This window comes from Saccharopolyspora hirsuta (assembly GCF_008630535.1).
Taxonomy (GTDB): domain Bacteria; phylum Actinomycetota; class Actinomycetes; order Mycobacteriales; family Pseudonocardiaceae; genus Saccharopolyspora; species Saccharopolyspora hirsuta.
In genome coordinates this window covers 415475-436205 of sequence record NZ_VWPH01000005.1, presented here as the reverse complement: position 1 = coordinate 436205, position 20731 = coordinate 415475, and the positions used below count along the sequence as shown (strand labels likewise).

19 protein-coding genes are annotated in these 20731 nt (G+C 73.0%); 11 read left to right on the top strand and 8 right to left on the bottom strand.

From position 1 onward, the window contains the following. The first annotated feature begins 137 nt into the window (after window positions 1–137). From F1721_RS12865 to F1721_RS12845, 5 genes are all read left to right on the top strand, one after another. Complete coding sequence (locus F1721_RS12865; protein ID WP_170301465.1) at window positions 138–1244, top strand: DegT/DnrJ/EryC1/StrS family aminotransferase; 1107 nt, start codon at window positions 138–140, stop codon at window positions 1242–1244. A gap of 43 nt (window positions 1245–1287) precedes the next feature. Continuing rightward, window positions 1288–2322: an NAD-dependent epimerase/dehydratase family protein gene (locus F1721_RS12860; RefSeq protein ID WP_150066854.1), complete on the top strand. Its 1035-nt coding sequence runs from the start codon at window positions 1288–1290 to the stop codon at window positions 2320–2322. 58 nt (window positions 2323–2380) lie between these two features. Next, window positions 2381–3169 carry a 3-oxoacyl-ACP reductase FabG gene (fabG, locus tag F1721_RS12855; RefSeq protein ID WP_150066853.1) on the top strand — a complete coding sequence of 263 codons (789 nt, stop codon included), beginning with the start codon at window positions 2381–2383 and terminating at the stop codon, window positions 3167–3169. Between the two features lie 219 nt (window positions 3170–3388). Next, window positions 3389–5008, top strand: coding sequence for an ATP-binding cassette domain-containing protein (locus F1721_RS12850; RefSeq protein ID WP_246154752.1), 1620 nt, complete (start codon window positions 3389–3391; stop codon window positions 5006–5008). Window positions 5009–5130: 122 nt separating this feature from the next. Beyond that, window positions 5131–5931, top strand: a complete 801-nt coding sequence (locus F1721_RS12845) for an MBL fold metallo-hydrolase (RefSeq protein ID WP_150066852.1) — start codon at window positions 5131–5133, stop codon at window positions 5929–5931. Window positions 5932–5934: 3 nt separating this feature from the next. Here the strand turns inward: F1721_RS12845 and F1721_RS12840 are convergent, their stop codons facing one another. From F1721_RS12840 to F1721_RS12830, 3 genes are read right to left on the bottom strand one after another with little or no spacing between them, the layout of a single operon-like run. Beyond that, a complete protein-coding gene (locus F1721_RS12840) occupies window positions 5935–6345 on the bottom strand; it encodes an archease (protein ID WP_170301464.1) in 411 nt (136 codons plus the stop codon). Further along, the gene (locus F1721_RS12835; protein ID WP_211840447.1) at window positions 6342–7754 is read right to left on the bottom strand and encodes an RtcB family protein; all 1413 of its coding nucleotides are present in this window, start codon (window positions 7752–7754) and stop codon (window positions 6342–6344) included. Before F1721_RS12835 ends, F1721_RS12840 begins: the two co-directional genes overlap by 4 nt. 45 nt (window positions 7755–7799) lie before the next feature. Then, window positions 7800–8720, bottom strand: a complete 921-nt coding sequence (locus F1721_RS12830; RefSeq protein WP_150066850.1) for a TauD/TfdA dioxygenase family protein — start codon at window positions 8718–8720, stop codon at window positions 7800–7802. Between the two features lie 378 nt (window positions 8721–9098). Between F1721_RS12830 and F1721_RS12825 the strand changes: the two genes are divergently transcribed. The 6 genes from F1721_RS12825 to F1721_RS12800 are packed head-to-tail and all read left to right on the top strand — an operon-like array spanning window position 9099 to window position 17528. Next, window positions 9099–10283 (top strand): ROK family transcriptional regulator, encoded by a 1185-nt coding sequence (locus F1721_RS12825; RefSeq protein ID WP_246154749.1) that lies wholly within the window; start codon window positions 9099–9101, stop codon window positions 10281–10283. Continuing rightward, on the top strand, window positions 10280–11833 hold the full coding sequence (locus tag F1721_RS12820) for an ABC transporter substrate-binding protein (RefSeq protein WP_150066848.1): 1554 nt from the start codon (window positions 10280–10282) through the stop codon (window positions 11831–11833). The genes F1721_RS12825 and F1721_RS12820 overlap by 4 nt, the downstream gene beginning before the upstream one ends. Before the next feature lie 18 nt (window positions 11834–11851). After that, window positions 11852–12811 (top strand): ABC transporter permease, encoded by a 960-nt coding sequence (locus F1721_RS12815; protein ID WP_150066847.1) that lies wholly within the window; start codon window positions 11852–11854, stop codon window positions 12809–12811. After that, entirely contained in the window at window positions 12808–13614 is an 807-nt protein-coding gene (locus F1721_RS12810) for an ABC transporter permease (RefSeq protein WP_150066846.1), read from the top strand. The genes F1721_RS12815 and F1721_RS12810 overlap by 4 nt, the downstream gene beginning before the upstream one ends. Further along, window positions 13611–15917, top strand: coding sequence for an arylsulfatase (locus F1721_RS12805; protein WP_150066845.1), 2307 nt, complete (start codon window positions 13611–13613; stop codon window positions 15915–15917). Before F1721_RS12810 ends, F1721_RS12805 begins: the two co-directional genes overlap by 4 nt. A 36-nt stretch (window positions 15918–15953) precedes the next feature. Further along, window positions 15954–17528, top strand: a complete 1575-nt coding sequence (locus F1721_RS12800) for a dipeptide ABC transporter ATP-binding protein (protein WP_150066844.1) — start codon at window positions 15954–15956, stop codon at window positions 17526–17528. Between the two features lie 6 nt (window positions 17529–17534). Here the strand turns inward: F1721_RS12800 and F1721_RS12795 are convergent, their stop codons facing one another. The 5 genes from F1721_RS12795 to F1721_RS12775 all read right to left on the bottom strand — a co-directional run bounded on the left by F1721_RS12795 (window position 17535) and on the right by F1721_RS12775 (window position 20706). Beyond that, the gene (locus F1721_RS12795; RefSeq protein ID WP_150066843.1) at window positions 17535–17813 is read right to left on the bottom strand and encodes a DUF6343 family protein; all 279 of its coding nucleotides are present in this window, start codon (window positions 17811–17813) and stop codon (window positions 17535–17537) included. Between the two features lie 41 nt (window positions 17814–17854). Continuing rightward, on the bottom strand, window positions 17855–18382 hold the full coding sequence (locus tag F1721_RS12790) for a winged helix-turn-helix domain-containing protein (RefSeq protein WP_150066842.1): 528 nt from the start codon (window positions 18380–18382) through the stop codon (window positions 17855–17857). A gap of 202 nt (window positions 18383–18584) precedes the next feature. Further along, the gene (locus tag F1721_RS12785) at window positions 18585–19070 is read right to left on the bottom strand and encodes a DnaJ family domain-containing protein (RefSeq protein WP_150066841.1); all 486 of its coding nucleotides are present in this window, start codon (window positions 19068–19070) and stop codon (window positions 18585–18587) included. A 19-nt stretch (window positions 19071–19089) separates the two neighbouring features. After that, entirely contained in the window at window positions 19090–19602 is a 513-nt protein-coding gene (locus F1721_RS12780) for a mycothiol transferase (RefSeq protein WP_150066840.1), read from the bottom strand. A 72-nt stretch (window positions 19603–19674) separates the two neighbouring features. Further along, a complete protein-coding gene (locus F1721_RS12775) occupies window positions 19675–20706 on the bottom strand; it encodes a CobW family GTP-binding protein (protein WP_150066839.1) in 1032 nt (343 codons plus the stop codon). Window positions 20707–20731 lie beyond the last annotated feature (25 nt).

Genomic DNA, 20731 nt, shown 5'->3' with positions numbered 1-20731 from the left:
TTTCCCCCCGTTGGCCGAACCCCCGAATCCGTCGCGACGGCCAGCCGTGCTGAAGAATTGCCGACACCACCGTCCTGCCGGGCGAGCAGTGGTGCGGTCCGAGCTGATTTCGCATCGGAGAGCAGATCATGGCGGTCGTGCGTGTTCCATTTGCGGGCGTAGCCGGTGAGAACGAGTCGCTGCTGGCGGATTTCCTCTCCCCGCTTTCGGCGCAGTTGCGCTCCGGTCAGTTCATCGGCGGCGGTGAGGTCGCCGCTTTCGAGGGGCGGATCGCCGAGCTCCACGACGTGGCGCACGCCGTCGCGGTCAACTCCGGGACCGATGCGCTCCGGCTGGTGCTCCGCGCCCTCGGGATCGAGGCCGGTGCCACCGGGATCACGGTCGCCAACACGTTCGTCGCGACGGCCGGGGCCATGATCTCGGAGGGCCTGCGGCCGCTGCTGGTCGACGTCGCCGACGACGAGAACATCGACGTCGAGGCGCTGGACCGGGCGATCACCGCGGACACGCGGGTGGTGATCGCGGTCCACCTGCGGGGGCTCCCGGCCAGGATCGGGGCGATCCGGGACCTGTGCGCGCGGCGGGGCGTGCTGCTCGTCGAGGACTGCGCGCAGGCGATCCTCGCTTCGTCCGACGGCGTGCCGGTCGGCGGATTCGGCATCGCCGGGTGCTTCAGCCTGCACCCGCTGAAGAACTTGGGCGCCTGCGGTGACGCGGGTGTCGTGGTGACCGATGACGACGAGCTGGCCCGCGAGCTGCGGTTGCTGCGGAACCACGGTTTGCAGGACCGCGACACGGTCGTCCGCTGGGGCGAGAATTCCAGGCTCGACAGCCTGCAGGCGTGCCTGCTCAACATCAAGCTGTCCCACCTGGAGGAGTGGACGAAGCGCCGGCGCGATCTGGCGCAGATCTACGACGAAGGACTTTCCGGGCTTCCGATCACCACACCGGTGGTCGGCGGCAATGCCGTTCACGTTTATCACCGGTACGTGATCCGAACGGACCAGCGGGCCGAGCTGCAAGCGCACCTGCGCAATTCGGGAATCGAAACGGCAATTCACTACCCGGTGCCGATTCACCGGCAGCCCGCGGCCGGGGACGGCAGCGTCGAGGTCGCGGCGGGCGGGCTGCCGGTCACCGAAAAGCAGGCCGCGGAAATTCTCTCCCTCCCGCTGCACCCGGCGCTGGACGAACGGCAAATTCACCTCGTCGTCCAGGAGATGAACGCTTTCTTCGGCAACTGATGCATTCACGCGCACCACCCGACCGCATTGAGGTGACGATCGCATGACCGGACAAACGCGCCCGCAGCTCGTCCTGATCACCGGCGGGGCCGGTTACATCGGCTCGGTCCTCGCGCGGCGGCTGCTCGCCGCCGGTGTCCGGGTCCGAGTGCTGGACGCGCAGTTCTTCGGCGACGGGCTGCACGGCCTGGCCGACCCCGGCCTGGAGAACGTGCGCGGGGACATCAGGGACGCCGCCGCGTACCGGGCGGCGCTGGACGGTGCGGACGTGGTCGTGCACCTGGCCGCCGTCGCCAACGACCCGAGCTTCGACCTCGACCCGGACCTGGGCCGGTCGATCAACTTCGACTGCCTCGACCACGTGATGCGGCTGCCGCGGGAGGCGGGCGCGCGCCGGTTCGTGTACGCGTCGTCCGCCAGCGTCTACGGGGTCAGCGACTCGCCGGACGTGGACGAGAACCACCCGCTGGTCCCGATCACCGACTACAACCGGTACAAGGCCAGGGGCGAGGAACTGCTGTTCCCGCTCACCGCAACGGGTTTCGAGACGGTGGCGGTGCGCGCGGCCACGGTGTGCGGGGTCTCGCCGCGGCAGCGCCTCGACCTCACCGTGAACATGCTGACCGCGCAGGCCGTGGTCAACGGCGAGATCACGGTGTTCGGCGGCGCGCAGTACCGGCCGAACGTCCACATCGAGGACCTGGTCTCGGTGTACGAGCGGCTGGTGCTGGACGGGACGCTCGGCGCGCTCAACGGCAGCGCGCTCAACGTGGGCAACCAGAACCTGCCGGTCGCGGAGATCGCCGAGGTGATCGCCGCCCGGGTGGAGAGCGCCACCGGCAAACCGGTCGCGATCACCACCACCGAGTCCGACGACATCCGCTCCTACCGGCTCACCTCGCGGCGCCTGCGGGAAACCCTCGGCATCACCCCGGCGCGCACCGTCGCCGACGCCTGCGACGACGTGACCGAGGCGATCCGCAACGGCGACCTCGCGAACCCGCTGGCCGATTCCCGCTTCTACAACGTGCGGTGGATGAAGCAGCACAGCGGCGAAATCGGCGCCGGAGCGCGGTGAACCGGGATACGATCTCGCACCCGGGGCGCGTGGTCCGCCCGGAGGGGAGGACATCACCGTGCTGAAGTCGCTCGCAGGGCGCCGGGTGCTGGTCACCGGCGGGAGCCGGGGAATCGGCAAGGGCATCGCCGCGGTGTTCGCCGAGGTCGGCTGCCAGGTGCTGATCACCGGTCGGGACGAGGACGCGCTGGCGAGCACCGCCGAGGAGCTCTCGGGCCGGGCGGCGGACGGCGGCCGGGTGTCCTGGTTCGCCGCCGACACCTCCGATCCGGCGGACTGCCGCGCTGCGGCGGCGGAGACCGTCCGCCGCTTCGGTGGGATCGACGTGCTGTGCGCGAACGCCGGTGTGTTCCCGGACGACCCGCTGCACAGCATGGCCCCGGAGAGCCTGCAGCAGGTGATGGCGACCAACTTCCACGGCACGGTGTACTCCGTGCAGGCGTGCCTGGACGCCCTCGCCGATTCCGACCTGGGCCGGATCGTGGTCACCTCGTCGATCACCGGGCCGATCACCGGGTTCCCCGGCTGGAGCCACTACGGCGCGAGCAAGGCGGCCCAGCTGGGCTTCATCCGGACCGCCGCCATCGAGCTCGCGGCGAAGGGCATCACCATCAACGCCGTCCTGCCCGGCAACATCCGCACCGAGGGCCTGGACGACCTGGGGGAGGACTACCTGCGCCGGATGGCCGCGTCCGTGCCGCTGGGCCGCCTCGGCTCGGTGTCCGACATCGGCCACACCGCGCTGTTCCTGGCCAGCGAGGAAGCCGGGTACATCACCGGGCAGACGATCGTGGTCGACGGCGGCCAGGTCCTGCCGGAGAGCCTGGAGGCGCTCGGCGTGCAGTGAGCCGGGCGGAAATCACGCGCGGTGCCGCGCAGCGGTCTGCTAGCGTTGCGGCGTGCTAGTTCACTACTTCCTCTGAGAGCACCGGCCTCGGCGCCGGGACGGCCACGAGCACGTCCGCGCCTGAGCACGTCGGTTGTTGAACGCACTTCTTTTCCGGATCCCCACCGCTGGCCCAGGGCTGCGCTCTGCCGTGCCGCGGGGATCCCTCTCGGAGGAACCGTGTCCATTCGCACTGAACTACCTGCGCGCGCCCGAGCGCACCTCACCGCCACCGGGCTGCACCTCGCCCGCGGCGGGCGTCCCGTGCTGACCGGGGTCGACCTGGCGGTCTCCGCCGGTGACCGGCTCGGCGTGGTGGGCGACAACGGCGCGGGCAAGACCACCCTGATCCAGGTGCTCGCCGGGAAGCTGACCGCCGACCGCGGCACCGTGCACCGCGTCGGCTCCACCGGCGTCGCCGACCAGGAGATCCCGGTCGACCCGGCGCGCACCGTCGGCGACCTGATCGACCTCGAGCTCACCGAGGTGCGCCGCGTCCTGCGCGAGCTGGACGCGGCGACCAGCGAGCTGGTCGAGGACCGGCCGGGCGCCGACGAGCGGTACGCCGGAGCCCTGGCCGCGGCGGAGTCGCTGAACGCCTGGGACGCCGACCGGCAGGTCGAGATCTCGCTGGCCGCGCTGGGCGCGGTCGACGACCGGGACCGGCCGCTGGCGACCCTGTCGGTGGGGCAGCGCTACCGGGTCCGGCTGGCCTGCCTGCTCGGGGCGGGCCACGACCTGCTGCTGCTCGACGAGCCCACCAACCACCTGGACTCCGGCGGGCTCGACCACCTCACCGCGCGGCTGCGCGAGCACCCCGGCGGGGTGGTGCTGGTCAGCCACGACCGGGCGCTGCTGTCGGACGTGGTGACGGCGGTGCTGGACCTCGAACCCAGCCGGGACGGGCGGCCGCGGGTCTACGGCGGCGGTTACCTCGGCTACCAGCAGGGCCACCAGGCCGAGCGCGAGCGCTGGGAGCACGAGTACCGCGCGCAGCAGCGCGAGCACCAGCGGCTGGCCGACGACCTGTCGGCGGCGCAGAACCGGCTGTCCACCGGCTGGCGGCCGGAGAAGGGCACCGGCAAGCACACCCGCGCCACCCGCGCCCCGGGCCTGGTCCGCGCCGTCCACCGGCGGCAGGAGGACCTGGCCGCGCACCGCGTCGACGTGCCGCCCCCGCCGCTGCGGTTCCGGGCCCCGGAACTGGGGAACCTGCCCGGAGTTCCGCTGCTGCGGGCCGACGAGGTGACCCTGCGCGGCCGGTTGGCGCACCCCCGGTCGGCGCTGCTGCAGTCCGGGGACCGGCTGGTGATCACCGGCCGCAACGGGGCGGGCAAGTCCAGCCTGATGGCATTGCTGGCCGGGGCGGTCGAGCCGACTTCCGGTGCTGTGCAGCGCAAACCCGCGGCGCGGGTCGCGTGGCTGTCCCAGGAGTCCCCGGCCCCGTCGCGGCGGAGCGCGCACCAGGCCTACGAGGCGGCCGTCGCCGAGCTGGTGACGTCCGGTCGGCTCGACGGCGGCCCGGTTCCGCTCTCGGAGCTCGGGCTGCTGCCTTCCGCCGCACTCGGCCGACCGGTGGCCGAGCTGTCGGTCGGGCAGCAGCGCCGGTTGCAGCTGGCGATCGCGCTGGCCGCGCGCCCGCACGTGCTGCTGCTCGACGAGCCGACCAACCACCTGTCCACCAGGCTGGTCGACGAGCTGACCGAGGCGTTGGCGGCGACCTCGGCGGCGGTGGTGGTGGCCACCCACGACCGCCAGCTGCTGCGCGACACCGCGGACTGGCCGCGGCTGCGGCTCTGACCCCGGATTCGCGGTGCACGTCCGGCACGGCGCTGGCGTGCACCGCGAATTCTCCACCGGCTCCGGGCCGCGAGCGCGGGTTAGGCTGGCGGCCTGCGACGAGCGCGAGAGGACCGATCGCCATGCCAGCCACTCCGCTGCCGATCTGCGCGACCTGCGGGATGCAGTACGCCCACCCGCGACCCGACTGCCCGATCTGCGAGGACGAGCGGCAGTACGTGCCGATCGACGGGCAGCGGTGGACCGATCTGGACGCGGTCCGGGCCGGGGAGCACACCGCGCTGATCCGCGAGCAGGGCGAGGTGCTGGGCATCGGCTGCGAACCGCGGTTCGCCATCGGCCAGCGCGCGCTGCTGCTGCGCACCGAGGCCGGGAACTTCCTGTGGGACTGCGTGTCCTACTTGGACGACGAGATCGTCGGCGCGATCGACGCGCTCGGCGGGCTGGCGGGCATCGCGATCAGCCACCCGCACTACTACACCACGATGGTCGAGTGGGCGCGCGCCTTCGACGTGCCGGTGCACCTGCACGCCGCCGACGAGAAGTGGATCGGCCGCCCGGACCCGTCGATCCGGCTGTGGGAGGGGACCACCGAGCAGCTGGCCCCCGGCCTGACGCTGATCAACCTGGGCGTGCACTTCGCGGGCGGCACCGTGCTGCACTGGGACCGCGGCGGCGGCGCGCTGTTCAGCGGCGACATCGTGCAGGTCATCCCGGACCGCACGCACGTGGCGTTCATGTACAGCTACCCGAACCTGATCCCGGAGCGGCCCAGCGTGGTCCGCCGGGCCGCTCGGCTGCTGGAGCAGTACCGGTTCGAGGCGCTCTACGGCGCGTGGTGGGACGCGGTGATCCCGGCCGGTGCGGATCGCATCGTCCAGCGCTCCGCCGAGCGCTACCTGCGCTTCGTCGCCGACGAGTAGCGCTCACACGTCCACGGTGACGCTGCAGCGCCAGCCGCGGTCGTCGCGGGTGAACGAGAAACCGTGCAGGGAAACCGCTTTCGGCGTCGCCCCGGTGAACCGGACGCGATCGGTGTCCACTTCGGACATATCCAGGTCGATCCCCGTCGGTGTGGGCCGCACGTCTATCTCCCGGGGCAGGGTGCCTCCGACGTCGAGCCGGTAGATGATCTCGTCCAGCACGGAGAGCAGCAGCTGCTCGTCGCCGCCGTCGATCCCCGCTGAGGCGGTCCGGGCCGGTGCTGATGCTGGGATCTCCGCGAAGGAGGCGACCAGCGCGCGGCAGGCTTGCGCGAGGCACTCCTCGCGGCTGCCGCCCCACGCCTCGAAGCGGATGTCGGCGGTGTGCGGCAGGAAGCGGTACCCGCCGCTCACCCCTTCACCACGCCCAACGGCACGAGCCTGGCCACCTTCCGGCACAGCCCGGCCCCCTCCGCGACGGCCACCACCGCGTCGACGTCCTTGTAGGCGGTCGGCGCCTCCTCGGCCAGGCCGCGCGCCGAGCTCCCGCGCACCACGATGCCGCCGCGCTCCAGCTCCCGCCGCAACTGGTGCGCGTCGGTCGTGCGAACGGCCTGGTGGCGGCTCTGCAGGCGGCCCGCCCCGTGGCAGGTCGAGTGGAACGCGTCCCCACCGGGAACCCCGGCCAGCACGTAGGACGCGGTGCCCATCGAACCCGGGATGAGCACCGGTTGCCCTGCCTCGCGCAGGCCCGGCGGCAGTTCCGGGTGCCCGGGCGGCAGGGCGCGGGTGGCGCCCTTGCGGTGCACGCACAACCTGCGGGCCTGCCCGGCGACCTCGTGCGTTTCGAGCTTGGCGAGGTTGTGCGAGATGTCGTAGACCAGGTCCAGCCCGCGCCCGGTGACCTCCCGGAGCACCTCACCGGCGGCGACGCCGAGCACGTGCCGGTTCGCGCGGGCGTAGTTCGCCGCCGCGGCCATCGCGCCCAGGTAGGCCCGGCCGTCGGCGGAGCCGACCGGGGCGCAGGCCAGCTGCCGGTCCGGCACCGAGATCCCGCGGTCGGCCATGGTCTCGTCCATCCGCCGCACGTGGTCGGTGCAGATCTGGTGGCCCAACCCCCGCGAGCCGCAGTGGATCATCACGCACACCTGGTCGGGGTGGAGCCCGAACGCCCCGGCGACGCCCTCGTCGTAGATCTCGTCGACGGCCTGCACCTCCAGGAAGTGGTTGCCCGAACCGAGGCTGCCGACCTGGCCGAGCCCGCGGTCCCGCGCCCGCGTGCTGACCCGGCCGGGGGAGGCGTCGGCGACCGCCCCGCCGTCCTCGCAGCGCTCCAGGTCGCGCGGCCCGCCCCAGCCCCGCTCGACCGCATAGCGGGAGCCGTCCGCGAGCAGGCGTTCGAGACCGTCGCGGGACACCTGCCACACCGCGCCCCGGCCCGCCCCGCGCGGGGTGGCGCGGCTGAGGCCGTTCATGACCTTCTCGGCCACGCGGTGGAACTCCGAGCGCTCCAGCTCGGCGGCCAGCAGCCGCACCCCGCACGAGATGTCGAACCCGACCCCGCCCGGCGAGACCACGCCACCGGCCTCGACGTCGGTGGCGGCGACCCCGCCGATCGGGAAGCCGTAGCCCCAGTGCATGTCGGGCATCGCGTAGGACGCGCCGACGATGCCCGGCAGCGCCGCGACGTTGGCCACCTGGTCCAGCGAACCGTCGCCCTTCGGCGGCAGCAGCCGCCGCGACGCGAACACCACCCCGGGCACCCGCATCACCCCGTGCGGCTCGATCCGGAACCGGTAGGGCGTCTCCTCGACGAGCTCCACGCCCCCGCAGTACCCACCGCCGCCCGGAGCGACACGCGCAGGCGATCAGCCGACGGGGGAGTAGTGCGAGGCGTCGCCGGTGCGGGTGGTGCTGCGGACGCCGTCGACGCTCACCGGGACGTCACCGGCGAGCGTGATGCGGTGCAGGCGGCGCGGCTGGTCGTCGTAGTCGGCGATCGCGTAGTGCTGGGTGGCCCGGTTGTCCCAGATCGCCAGGTCCCCGTCCGCCCAGTTCCAGCGGACCGTGTTCTCCAGCTGCGTCACCCGGTTCTGCAGCAGCTGGAACAGCGCCGCCGACTCCGGGCTGGTGAGCCCCACCAGGCGGCGGACGAAGTGGCCCAGCAGCAGCGACCGCTCACCGGTCTCCGGGTGCACCCGCACCACCGGGTGCTCGGTCTCGTAGACGTCGGCGACGAACTCCTCGCGGTACTCCTGGAACTTCACGTCGACGCCGCCGGTGCGCTGCTCGTCGATGTTGGCCGCGTAGTCGTAGGCGTTGCTGTGCACCGCCCACAACCGGTCCACCAGCGCCCGCAGCGACTCGGGCAGCTTCTCGTAGGCGGCCACGGTGCTGGCCCACGTCGTGGTGCCGCCGTAGGAGGGCAGCCGCACCGCGCGCAGCAGGCTGATCGCGGGGATGCGGTCCACGAAGGTGACGTCGGTGTGCCAGCTGTTGGCCTTCGAGTAGTCCGAGTCGATGGGCAGGATGTTGGCGTGCTCGCGCCCCTTGACGGTGGGGTGGGCCAGGGTGGGCTCGCCGAGCAGCTCGGCGAAGGCCAGCTGCCCGGCGTCGTCCAGGTGGTGCTGGTCGCGGAAGAAGATCACCTTGTGGGTCAGCAGCGCGGCCCGGATCTCGGCGACGGTGGCGGCGTCCAGATCACCGCCGAGGCGGACGCCGTCGATGCGCGCACCGATGTGCGCGCCGAGCTTGACGACCTCGACCCGGGTGTTGAGCTGAGCGGTCATGGTTGTCCTCCCGGAGGAAAAGGAAGAAGGTTCTGTTGCCGGAGGGTTTCGGCGCGGAGAAGGTGAGATCCATCCACCTCGGACGAACGCTAAGGACGGTTGTCCCGGCGCGGCAAGGGTTTTCGCGCCACTGAAAATAAGTCGCCGGTCGCGTCCCGCATCGCGGAAGGCTTTGACACCGTTCTGGTGCGCGGGGAATTCTCGGCCCCATGCAGCAGTTCCGCGCCCCGCTCCCGCACGGCATCCCGGCCTCCGCCGCGCCGTGCTGTTGCCGCGGCTGAGCGCGCGATCCGCGCAGTTCCCCCACCACCGAAAGCAATGCCGCGCGGTGCCGCGGTGCTCTGTTCTCCGAATCTTCCCGAGCAGACGGGACAACTCGTGACGACCACGCTGTCCGCGCGCCCGGTCGGGGTGCGCGAAACCAACGCCGCCACCGTCCTGGACGTGATCCGCCAGGCCGGACCGCTGTCCCGCGCCGCCATCGAGCGGCGGGTGGCGTTGAGCCCGCCGACGGTGAGCCGCCAGGTGGCGGCGCTCATCGAGCTCGGGATCGTCCGCGAGGTGCCGGAGCTGACGCACTCCGGTGCGATCGGCCGCCCCCGGGTGCCGGTGGACATCGACGAGACCGCGCTGGCCGCGTGCGGCGTGCACATCGGCGTCAGCACCACCACGTTCGGGCTGGCCGACCTGCGCGGCAGGCTGCTGGCCGACGAGCACCTGCCCACGCCGGGCGGGGGACCGGAGGACGTGCTGGACTTCCTGGCCTCCCGGCTGGCTGTGTTCCTGCGCCGCCGCCCGCAGCGCAGCGTGGTGGGCATCGGGCTGGTGACCGGCGGGCGCGTGGACCCCGACCGCGGCGTGGTCGACCACGACCGGCTCGGCTGGTACCGGGTGCCCGCCCGCGAGCTGCTGTCCGCCGCCACCGGGCACCCGGTGCACGTCGACGGGCACCTGCCCGCGATGGCCGCGGCGGAGCTGCTGTTCGGGCTGCGCCAGACGCCGCGGAGCCTGCTGTACTGCTACGCCCGCCAGGTGGTGGGCGTGGCGCTGGTCTCGGGCGGTCGGCTGCACCGCGGACCCGGGCGCGGCAGCGACATCGCGCACCTCCCGGTCGGCACCGACGTGCCCTGCCCCTGCGGGCGGACCGGCTGCCTGGAGGTCTCGGTGTCCGAGCAGACCGTGCTGGCCGAAGCCGTCGCGGACGGGGTGATCGCCCGGCCGGACATCCGGCTGCTGCACGCCGCCGCGGCCGCCGGTGACCCCGGCGCCGCGCGGATCCTCACGGCGCGGGCCCGCGCGCTGGGCCGCGCGATCGCGGCCGTGCGCGACGTCGTCGACCCGGACCTGGTGGTGCTGGGCGGCCAGGCGATCACCGACGCTCCGCAGCAGCTCGACGAGCTGCGGCACAGCTTCGCCGACCACACCGCGCTGCCCGGTGCGCCACCGCCGCAGGTCACCCGGTTCGGATCGGACGTGCAGGCCGTCGCGGCCTGCACCAGCGTCCTGGCCCACCTCTACGACCGACCGTTCGCCCTGTTCACCGCTGCACGAAGGAAGTCATGACGCAACACATCGGCCGCCGCGGGCTGCTGCGCGGGCTCGGCGTCGGTGCCGCGCTGCTGGCCACCGGCTGCGAGTCGGCCGTCGCCAGGCAGGAGCGGGTGGTGCCCGCGGGACCCCCGAAACCGGGCGGCACCGCCGAGCTCGGCCTGCTCTCCGACCTGGTGCCCAAGAACCTGTTCACCAACACCGGCCCGGCGATCACGACCCTGATCGGGCTGGTCTACGACCGGCTGGTCCACTACGGCCCGTCGGGCCTGGAGCCGCGACCTGCGCTGGCCACCTCCTGGACGCCCGCACCGGACGGCACCGCGCTGACCCTGCGGCTGCGCGACGACGTCCGCTTCCACAGCGGGCGGGAGTTCACCGCCGCCGACGTCGAGTTCTCGCTGCGCACCTACGCGGATCCGCAGTGGAACGGGCAGCTGCGCAGCACCGCGGCGGCGATCACCGACGTCGACGTGATCGGTCCGCACGAGGTGGTGCTGCGCTTCGCCCACCCGCTGAGCAACATCTTCGACCTGCTGGACACGGTCCCGATCATCGACTCGGAATCGATCGCCGACCTGCGCAGCGGCGCCCGGTTCGTGGGCACCGGACCGTTCCGCTTCGACGGGTGGCGGCCCAACACCGAGCTGCGGTTCACCCGCAACCCCGACTACTTCGTCCCCGGCAGGCCCTACCTGGACGGGGTGCGGGCGCGGATCATCCCGGAGAAGTCCTCGCTGCTGTCGGCGCTGAAGTCGGGCCAGGTGCACTTCGCCGACACCCTCGGCCACCGCGACGTGGAGTCCGCCGTGCGCCTGGGCACGGCCCGGGCGATCACCCTCACCGGGGCCGAGCTGCAGGCCTACGTCGGCACGAACGTGACGACGCCACCGCTGGACGACGTGCGGATCCGCCGGGCGATCGCGCACGCGCTGGACCGGGAGCGGATCATCACCGAGGTCTTCCGCGGCGCGGGCTACGCCTCCTCGCTGCCGTGGCCGAAGGACAGCCCGGCCTACGACGAGGCGCGCGCGGCGCGCTACGCGCGGGACCTGCCGCGGGCGCGCGCCCTGGTGGCGCAGCACGGTCCGGTGCCGGTGCTGCCGCTGGTGTACGCGGCGAAGGACCCCTCGCTGGCGGCGGTGGCCCAGATCGTGCAGAACAACCTCGCCGAGATCGGCATCGAGGTGCGGCTCGAACCGCTGGACCGGGCGCAGTTCACCCAGCAGCTGATCGCCGGAGGTTTCCGCGGGCTGTGGGTGACCACGCACTCGTGGGCGCAGATGACGCCCTCGACGCTGACCGTCAGCGCCTACCCGTTCAACGCGCGCAAGAACGCATCGCACTTCAGCTCGCCGGACTACACCCGGGCCGCAGACGCGGCCTGGCAGCTCACCGGCGATCCCGCGGAGGCGCACGCCGCGCTGTCCGACCAGCTGCTCGACGAGCTGTTCCTGATCGAGATCGGCGTGTGCTGGCAGCGCTGGGCGCATTCGCCCGAGCTGCAGGGCATCGGCTACAGCCGCCGCCGCGAGCTCGACCTGACCGAAGCCTTCCTGGCCTGATCCGCGAAAGGGGTGCCAATGTCCGGCTACCTGCTGCGCCGGGTTCCGTCGGCGCTGCTCGTGCTGCTGCTGGCCTCGGTGCTGGTGTTCCTGGTGATCCGGTTGATCCCCGGTGACCCGGCCGCGGTCCTGGCGGGTTCGGACGCCACGCCGGAGGCGGTCGCCGCGATCCGCCGCGAGCTGGGCCTGGACCAGCCGCTGCACCTGCAGTACCTGCACTGGCTGGGCGGCCTGCTCGCCGGTGACCTCGGCAGTTCCTACCTGATCGGCGGCGAGATCGGCGACCTGCTCGCCGACGGCGCGGCGAACACCGTCGTGCTGGCCACTACCGCGCTGGTGCTGGCGGTGCTGTGCGCGGCCGTGCTCGGTCCACTGTGGGCGGTCACGCGCAGCCGCTGGGTGGACCGGGCGCTGACCGGCTTCACCACCGCTGCCGTCGCCCTGCCGCCGTACGTCACCGGCGTGCTGCTGGTGCTGGTGTTCGGCGTGGCGTTCCGGCTGCTGCCAGCCGGGGGAGTGCCCCCGGACGGGCTCGCCGACCGCCTCGGCATCACCGCCCAGTACCTGGTGCTGCCCGCCAGCTGCCTCGCCCTGCCGGTGGCCGCGGTGCTCACCCGGTTCTTCTCCGAAGCATTGCGCGGCGAACTGGCCCGCGACTACGCGACCACCGCTGCGGCGGCTGGAATCCCGCGCTGCCGGATCGTGTTCCGGCACGCGCTGCGCAACGCCGTGCCCGCCGCGGTGACCGTGCTGGGCCTGCAGATCGGCAACCTGCTGGGCGGCGCGGTCCTGGTGGAGGCGGTGTTCTCCTGGCCCGGCCTGGGGATGCTCGTCGAGCAGGGCATCGACCGCCGGGACTACCCGGTGGTGCAAGTGCTGCTCGTGCTGTCCGTCGCGGTCTACGTGGTCATCCAGCTGGTGACCGACGTGGTGCACGCCTACCTGGATCCGCGCATCCGGCTCGGAGGGACCTCATGATCCCCCGCCGGGGACTGGTCGGCGCGCTCGTGGTCGGGGTGGTCTTCGCGGCCGGGCTGGCCGCGCCGCTGCTGGCGCCCTTCGCGCCGGAAACGCAGGTGGAGGGCGCGAACCTGCTCGGGCCGAGCGCGGCGCACTGGTTCGGCACCGACGAGCTGAACCGGGACGTGCTCTCCCGGGTGCTGCACGGCATCCGGGTGGACCTGCTGATCAGCTTCGCCGCCGTGCCGCTGGGCGCGCTGACCGGCATCGCGGTCGGCGTCGCCTCGACCGCGCACCGGGTGCTCGACGTCGTGGTGCAGCGGGCGCTGGACGTGCTGCTGGCGTTCCCGAACCTGATCCTGGCCATCGCCCTGACCGCGGTGCTCGGTCCCGGGCTGAGCACGATCTTCGCGGTCGTCGTGGCGGTGGAGATCCCGGTCTTCGCCCGCCTGGTGCGCAGCGAGGTGCTGCGGGTGCGCGAGCTGGAGTTCGTCACGGCGGCGGAGGTGATCGGTGCCCGCCGCGGCCGGATCCTGCGCACCCACGTGGTGCCCAACTCGGTGGGGCCGCTGATCGTGCAGACCGCGCTGTCGATGTCGATCGCGGTGTTCCTGGAAGGCGCGATGAGCTTCCTCGGCCTGGGCGTGCGCCCGCCGGAGCCGTCGCTGGGCAGCACCCTCAACGGCTCGCTGAACTACCTGGACGCCAACCCGGCCTACGCCGTCGGACCGCTGCTGGTCATCGCCGCGCTGGTGCTCGGCTTCCAGCTGATCGCACAGGCCGCGAGCGCGGCCACGAGAACAGGGGAGAGGACCTGGTGAGCATTCCCGACGACGCCCGCGGCTACGAGGGGTTCGGCGGCGAGATCGGTCGGACCTTCGCCGGATCGCGGCCGTGGTGGCCGCCGGAGACCCGCCCGGAGCGCGGTGCGCCCAACGTCGTGCTGATCGTGGTCGACGACCTCGGCTACAGCGACACCGGCCCGTACGGGTCCGAAGTGGACACCCCGAACCTGGACCGGCTGGCCGCCGGGGGAGTTCAGCTGACCAACTACCACACCACCCCGCTGTGCTCGCCCTCCCGCGCCGCGCTGCTGACCGGCCTCAACCCGCACCGGGCGGGCTTCGCGGTCCCGGCCAACTCCGATCCGGGGTTCCCGGCGCACGCCTTCGAACTGCCCGACAACGCGCCGACCCTGGCCGAATCGCTGCGCGCCGCGGGCTACGCGACCTTCGCGGTCGGCAAGTGGCACCTGACCCGCGACGCGCTCAGCCACGACGCGGCCGACCGGTCCTCCTGGCCGCTGCAGCGCGGCTTCGACCGCTACTTCGGCAGCCTGGAGGGGCTGACCAACCTGCACCACCCGCACCGGCTGGTGTGGGACAACAGCCCCTACGACGTCGGCGACCAGCCGGAGGGCTACTTCCTGACCGACGACCTCACCGACCGCGCCATCGGCATGATCGACACGCTGCGCGCCAACGACGCGGACAAGCCGTTCTTCCTCTACTTCGCCCACCACGCGGTGCACGGCCCGATCGCGGCCCGGGAACCGGACCTGGCGAAGTACCGGGGTCGCTACGCGGCGGGCTGGGACGCGATCCGCGAGCAGCGCTTCCAGCGCCAGCTCGCCGCCGGGCTGTTCCCGGAGGGCACCGCCCTGCCGCCGCGCAACAGCGAACCGGGCCGCAGCGTCCCGCCGTGGGACGAGCTGAGCACCGAGCAGCAGGAGCTGTTCGCGCGCTACATGGAGGTCTACGCCGCGGCGGTGGACAGCGTCGACCAGAGCCTCGGCAAGCTGCTGGCGGCGTTGACCCGGCACGGCGAGCTGGACAACACCATCATCGCCTTCACCTCGGACAACGGTGCCACCGCCGAGGGCGGCGAGGAGGGCACCCGCAGCTACTTCAGCCAGTTCGCGCACGTGCCCGGACTACCCGCCGAGTGGGAGCGCGACGTGCCCCGCGACCCGGAGCTGATCGGCGGGCCGCAGACGACGGTGCACTACCCGAGCGGCTGGGCGCAGGCGTCGAACACGCCGTTCCGGCTGTACAAGTTCGACACCTTCGCCGGAGGGGTGCGCACCGCGTTCCTGCTGCACTGGCCCGCCGGGCTGGGCGCGACCGGCCTGCGGCACCAGTACGTCTACGTCACCGACGTGGCGCCGACCCTGCTGGAGCTGGCCGGGGTGCCGAGCCTGGACCGGCGCCACGGCGTTCCGGCGGCCGAGCTGGACGGGGTGAGCGCGGTGGACGTGCTGCGCAGCCCGGACCGGCCCAGTCGGCACACCCGCCAGTACACCGAGACCGGCGGCAACCGCGGCTACTACGCCGACGGCTGGAAGATCGTGACCCGCCACCGGCCCGGCACCGAGTTCACCGACGCCGAGTGGGAGCTCTACCACCTGGACACCGACCCGACCGAAACCCGCGACGTCGCCGCGGACAACCCCGGCAAGCTCGCCGAGCTCGCGGCGGCGTGGGAGCGCGAGGCCTGGCGCAACGGGGTGTTCCCGCTCAACGACGGCAGCCCCGCCGCCCGGCTGCGCAGGCCGGACGAGGAGCGGTTCCAGCGCCCGGTGACGCTGTTCCCCGGCACCCCGACGCTGGAGCGCTACCGGTCGGCGAGGCTGGTGCAGTTCCGCGACTTCACCGCCACCGCGGACGTCCGGCACACCGCCGGGGACCGCGGCGTGCTGTTCGCCCACGGCGACCAGGGCGGTGGCTACCTGGTCCACGTCGACGGCGACGCCGCGCAGCTGGTCTACAACGCCTACGGCCGGATCCACCGCAGCGACCCGGTTCCGGTCGGCACCGGCGCGGTGTCCGTCCGCCTGGTGGCCGAAGCCCTGCCGGAGTTCCGGTGGCGCTTGGCGCTGGAGGTCGGGGCGAAGCGCGCCGAACTCGCCCCGGTGCCGCAGCTGCTGGGCATGGCGCCGTTCACTGGCATCAGCATCGGCTCGGACCGCGGCGGCCCGGTGGACTGGGAGCTGCACCGCCGGGAGGGCCGCTTCCCCTACACCGGCCAGCTCGCCTCGGTCCGCTACGAACCGGGTCGCCAGGCCGACTACGACCCGCAGCAGGTCGCCGAGCTCTGGGCCGAGGCGCAGCGCTGCTACGAGTGAAACACCTTTCCGCGCAACGAGTGTGAGGAGATCGGCATGGCAGCGAGTTCGGTGCTGGCGTTCGACGGGCTGACGGTCGGCTTCGCCGCCGGGCCGGTCGTGCGGGACGTGAGCTTCGAGGTGGCGCCCGGGGAGATCGTCGCGGTGGTCGGCGAATCCGGCTCGGGCAAGTCGGTCAGCGCCCGCGCCGCGCTGGGCCTGCTGCCGCCCTCGGCGGCGGTCTCCGGCAGCATCCGGCTGGACGGGCGGGAGCTGCTGGGGGCGGATCCGCAGCGCTGGCAGCAGGTGCGCGGCACCGGCGTCGCGATGGTCTTCCAGGAACCGTCGGCGGCGCTGAACCCGGTGTTCAGCATCGGCTGGCAGCTGGTGGAGGTGCTCCGGGCGCACCGCGAGCTCAGCCGGAAGCAGGCGCGGGCCGAGGCGGTCGAGCTGCTCGCCGCGGTGGGCATCCCGGAACCGCGGCGGCGCATGCGGCAGTACCCGCACCAGCTCTCCGGCGGCCAGCAGCAGCGCGTGGTCATCGCGATGGCGCTGGCCAACGACCCGAAGGTGCTGATCGCCGACGAGCCGACCACCGCGCTGGACGTGACCGTGCAGGCGGAGATCCTGGCGCTGCTGCGCCGACTCCGCGACGAGCGCGGCACGTCGATCGTGCTGATCACGCACAACATGGGCGTGGTCGCGGAGATCGCCGACCGGGTGGTGGTGCTGCGCCGCGGGCAGGTCGTGGAGACCGCGCCGGTCGGCGAGCTGTTCACCCGGCCCGCCCACGACTACACCCGGCAGCTGCTGGCCGCAGTCCCGCGGTTCGGCGGGGAACCGGCCCCGGCCGCCGAAGCCGACCGGACGGGGCTGGAGCTGACCGACGTGGTGGTCGACTACGGCGGTTTCCGCGCCGTGGACGGGGTGAGCCTGCGGGTCGGCGCGGGCGAGGTGCTCGGCCTGGTCGGGGAGTCCGGCTCTGGCAAGTCGACGCTGGGCCGCGTGGCGGCCGGGCTGCTCGTGCCGCGCTCGGGTTCGGTGTCGGTGCTCGGCACCGACCCGTCGTCGCTGTCAGCGGCCCAGCGCCGACAGCTGCGCCGCCGCATCGGCTTCGTCTTCCAAGGCGCGGCGGCGTCGCTGGACCCGCGGTGGACGGTGCGGGACTGCATCGGTGAGCCGCTGCTCGTGCACCGCGCCGCGACGGGGCCGGAGGTCGGACGCCGGGTGGCCGACCTCCTCGACGCGGTGCAGCTGCCGAGCGCGGTGGCCGACCGCCGACCGCACGAGCTCTCCGGCGGCCAGCGCCAGCGGGTCGGCCTGGCCCGGGCGCTGGCCCTGGAGCCGCAGCTGCTGATCGCCGACGAGCCGACCAGCGCGCTGGACGTCTCGGTCCAGGCGGCGGTGCTGGACCTGCTGCGGCAGCTGCAGGCCGAGCTGGGCTTCGCCTGCCTGTTCATCACCCACGACCTGGCGGTGGCCGACAACCTCACCCACCGGGTGGCGGTCCTGCGCGGCGGCCGGGTGGTCGAGCAGGGGCCGCCCCGGCAGGTCCTGCGCGACCCGGCGGCGGACTACACCCGCGGCCTGCTCGCCGCGGTGCCCGGTGCCCGGAACCCGGTGGAGGTGTGACCGCGCTCAGCCGGGCTCGCCGCGCCGCTTGCGGTGCGCGACCCAGGCGAGGTCCACGGCGGCGATCACCGCCAGCACCACGAGCACCCAGGCGAACCAGGCCAGCTCCGGCAGCTCCAGGAACAGCAGCACCGCCGCGCCCGCGCAGAACACCAGGCCGAACCCGGCCAGCCACAACCGCAGGGTCAGCGCGCTGCGCGCGTAGGGCGCCCCGCCGACCCCGGCCATCGGGTCGTGGTAGCCGGGCAGCCCCCGCTCGTACTCCTCGCGACTGCGTTTCGGCATGCCCCTGGGCTACCCGGCGGGCGCGGTGCCAAGCCCCCCGGTCAGTCCCGGACGATGTGCACGTCGGCGGGCCGGTCCATCCGGTAGCCGACGCCGCGCACCGTGGTGATCAGGTCCAGGTCGGCGCCGAGCTTGCTGCGGATCCGGCGGATGTGCACGTCCACGGTGCGGGTGCTGGGGGTGCTGTTGAACTCCCACACCGCGTTGAGCAGCGCGCTGCGCCGGTGCACCCGGGCGGGGTTCTCGCACAGGTACAGCAGCAGGTCGAACTCCAGGCGGGTCAGCTCCACGGGGGTGCCGTCGGCGCGCAGGACGCGCCGCGGCGCCACCAGGATCCGCAGCTGCGGTTCCACCGGCTCCGCCGGTGCGGGCAGCGACCGCAGCCGGGGAACCTCCGCCGCGGACTGCTGGGGGATGGCCTCGGGCGGCGGGGTGAAGACCCGCTCCAGGGCGGCCAGGTCCTGGCGGGTGACGATGAACCGGGCGGTCACCTCGACCACCGCGCCGTCCTGCAGCGGGCGGGTCTCGAACGAGTTCGCCGCGAGCGGCCGAGCGGCTTCCGATGTCATGGCACGAATCTCCGTCTCACATCGCGGTGCGGGTCCGGGGAAATGGTGGTGCGCGGGAGTGCTCAACCGCGCGGACACGCCGCGGACGCGACCCACAGCAGGTCGATGTGCGCGCGCTGCACCAGCAGCGGTCCCAGTGCCATGGACGGATCAAAGCACCGCCGCCGCAACGGCGTCAAAGCCGCTCATCAGGTGAGACGGGTCACCGCCGAAAACGGTGCCACCAGCGGGTCTTCCGGGTCTCCGGCGCGGGTTCCGGTGCGGGGTCGGGCGGCGGCACCGCGCGCTGCCGCGCGGAGCGCCAGCCGTCGACGAGCTCGTCGACGTCGACCAGCCCGATGGCCACCTGCGGGCCGCTGGGCGCGCGCATGTGCTCCACGATCCGGCGGTTCAGCTCACCGGCGACCTCGCGCACGGACTGCTCGGTGGGCAGATCGCGCACGGTCTCCGGCAGCCGCTCGACCTCCTTGCGCAGCCGCAGCGCCGTCGGCAGCAGCGCCTCGCCGGACAGGCCCTCGCGGCGGAGGTAGTCCTTGAGCCACCACTGCTCCTCGACGGGCTGCCCCGCCCCGGGCAGCGGCTTGCCCGCGCCGGGCAGGTCGTCGAAGTCGCCGCGCTCCTGAGCCGTCCGGATCTGCCGGTCCACCCACGATTCGAACGTGGTGCCGGGTGGCTTCCGCTCGGTCATGGTCCCGATTGTCCACCAGCTAACCGGCGCGCTCCACGATCCCGCGCACGAACGCCGCCTGCCCGGCGTGCTGCAGGTCGTCGGCGACCACGCTCACCAGCCGCACGCCCAGCGTGACCGGCGGCTGCCACGCGGCGTCGACGACCTCGGCCAGGTCCTCGTCGGTCACGCCCCGCACGAAGTCGAGGGTCTGGGCGTGCACGGCGTCGTAGTAGCCGGTGAGCAGCTCGCCGGACTCGACGCGCACCGCCGCCACGTCGTCCGGGTCGTGGCCGTAGCCGATGTCCTCGACCCCGAACGGCAGCCCGAAGCGGTCCGCCCAGCCCTGCGCGGTCCACACCTGCTCGACCTCGGCCACGTCGGAGACGTGGTCGTCCTGGACCCGGGTCAGGTGCCAGACCAGCCAGCCGATCGAGTTCGCCGCCGGGTCGAGGCGGACCGCCAGCTGGTCGGGGTCCAGCCCGGCGACGGCGTCGTGCACCACCTCCCGGATCCGGCCGAACGCATCCACGAGCACATCAGCACTGGTCATCGGGCACGCCCCTCGCCGCGCGGAACACCGGTCGGCGCCACCGTACGACGGTCGCCCGCGCTCGGCAGCCGCTCAGGAGCGGGTGTACTTGAGCACGTCGAGCATGCTGTGCTCGTCGGCGGCGTCGGGCTCGCCCAGGCAGGCTTCGAGGTCGTCGCGCACCCGGTCGCCGTCGAGGCCGGAACCGATCACCACGAGCTGGGTGCGGCGCGGTTCGCCGCGGGCCCAGCGGGAGCGGTGGAAGCGCAGGAAGTCGCCGACGGTGTGCAGGGTGAACTTCTGCTCGTGGCCGGGCACCCCGAAGTGCACCTGGCCCTTCATCCGGTACACCCCGGCCGGTCGGGCGTCCAGGAACCGCATCAGCGCCCGCGGGTCGACCGGTTCGTCCGCGGTGAAGGACACGCTCTGGTACGCGGCGTGCAGGTGTTCGTGGCAGTCGTCGTGGTGGGAGTCGGCGAGCAGGTCGTCGAAGGACAGCTGCCGGGCGGTCTCCCGCCGCTGCCGCACCGATTCCCGGTCGAACAGCAGCGACGGGTCGACCCGGCCGTGCGCGGTGGGCAGCACGGGCTTGCCGTCGGCGAGCTCGCGCACCAGCGCCAGCAGCCGGTCGCGGTCGGCCTCGGCGACCCGGTCGGTCTTGTTCAGCAGCACCAGGTCGGCGAAGCGCAGGTGCTGGTCGAGCTCGGGGTGGCGCTGCCGGGTGCGGTCGAACTCGGCGGCGTCGACCACCTCGACCAGCCCGCCGTAGCCGAGCCGCGGGTTGGTGCTGTTGAGCAGCAGCCGGACCATGCCGCGCGGATCGGCCAGCCCACTGGCCTCGATCACGATCACGTCGATGTCGCTGCTCGGGCGCGCCAACCGGGCCAGCAGGTCGTCCAGCCCGCTGGCGTCCACCGCGCAGCACAGGCACCCGTTGCCCAGCGAGACGGTCGAGTCGACCTGCCCGGCCACGCTCAGCGCGTCGATGTTGATCTGCCCGAAGTCGTTGACCACCACCCCGATCCGCGCGCCCTGCGGGTTGCGCAGCAGGTGGTTGAGCAGACTCGTCTTCCCGGAGCCGAGGAACCCGGCGACGATGATGACCGGGATCGGTTGCCGAACCAAGGAAATGCCTCCGACGGATCGCTAG

Excerpts from the sequence above, each read along its gene's own strand:
- F1721_RS12860 (WP_150066854.1), top strand. The coding sequence starts at position 1,288 with ATGACCGGACAAACGCGCCCGCAGCTCGTCCTGATCACCGGCGGGGCC.
- F1721_RS12845 (WP_150066852.1), top strand. The coding sequence starts at position 5,131 with ATGCCAGCCACTCCGCTGCCGATCTGCGCGACCTGCGGGATGCAGTAC.
- F1721_RS12830 (WP_150066850.1), bottom strand. The coding sequence starts at position 8,720 with ATGACCGCTCAGCTCAACACCCGGGTCGAGGTCGTCAAGCTCGGCGCG.
- F1721_RS12820 (WP_150066848.1), top strand. The coding sequence starts at position 10,280 with ATGACGCAACACATCGGCCGCCGCGGGCTGCTGCGCGGGCTCGGCGTC.
- F1721_RS12815 (WP_150066847.1), top strand. The coding sequence starts at position 11,852 with ATGTCCGGCTACCTGCTGCGCCGGGTTCCGTCGGCGCTGCTCGTGCTG.
- F1721_RS12810 (WP_150066846.1), top strand. The coding sequence starts at position 12,808 with ATGATCCCCCGCCGGGGACTGGTCGGCGCGCTCGTGGTCGGGGTGGTC.
- F1721_RS12800 (WP_150066844.1), top strand. The coding sequence starts at position 15,954 with ATGGCAGCGAGTTCGGTGCTGGCGTTCGACGGGCTGACGGTCGGCTTC.
- F1721_RS12795 (WP_150066843.1), bottom strand. The coding sequence starts at position 17,813 with ATGCCGAAACGCAGTCGCGAGGAGTACGAGCGGGGGCTGCCCGGCTAC.
- F1721_RS12790 (WP_150066842.1), bottom strand. The coding sequence starts at position 18,382 with ATGACATCGGAAGCCGCTCGGCCGCTCGCGGCGAACTCGTTCGAGACC.
- F1721_RS12785 (WP_150066841.1), bottom strand. The coding sequence starts at position 19,070 with ATGACCGAGCGGAAGCCACCCGGCACCACGTTCGAATCGTGGGTGGAC.
- F1721_RS12780 (WP_150066840.1), bottom strand. The coding sequence starts at position 19,602 with ATGACCAGTGCTGATGTGCTCGTGGATGCGTTCGGCCGGATCCGGGAG.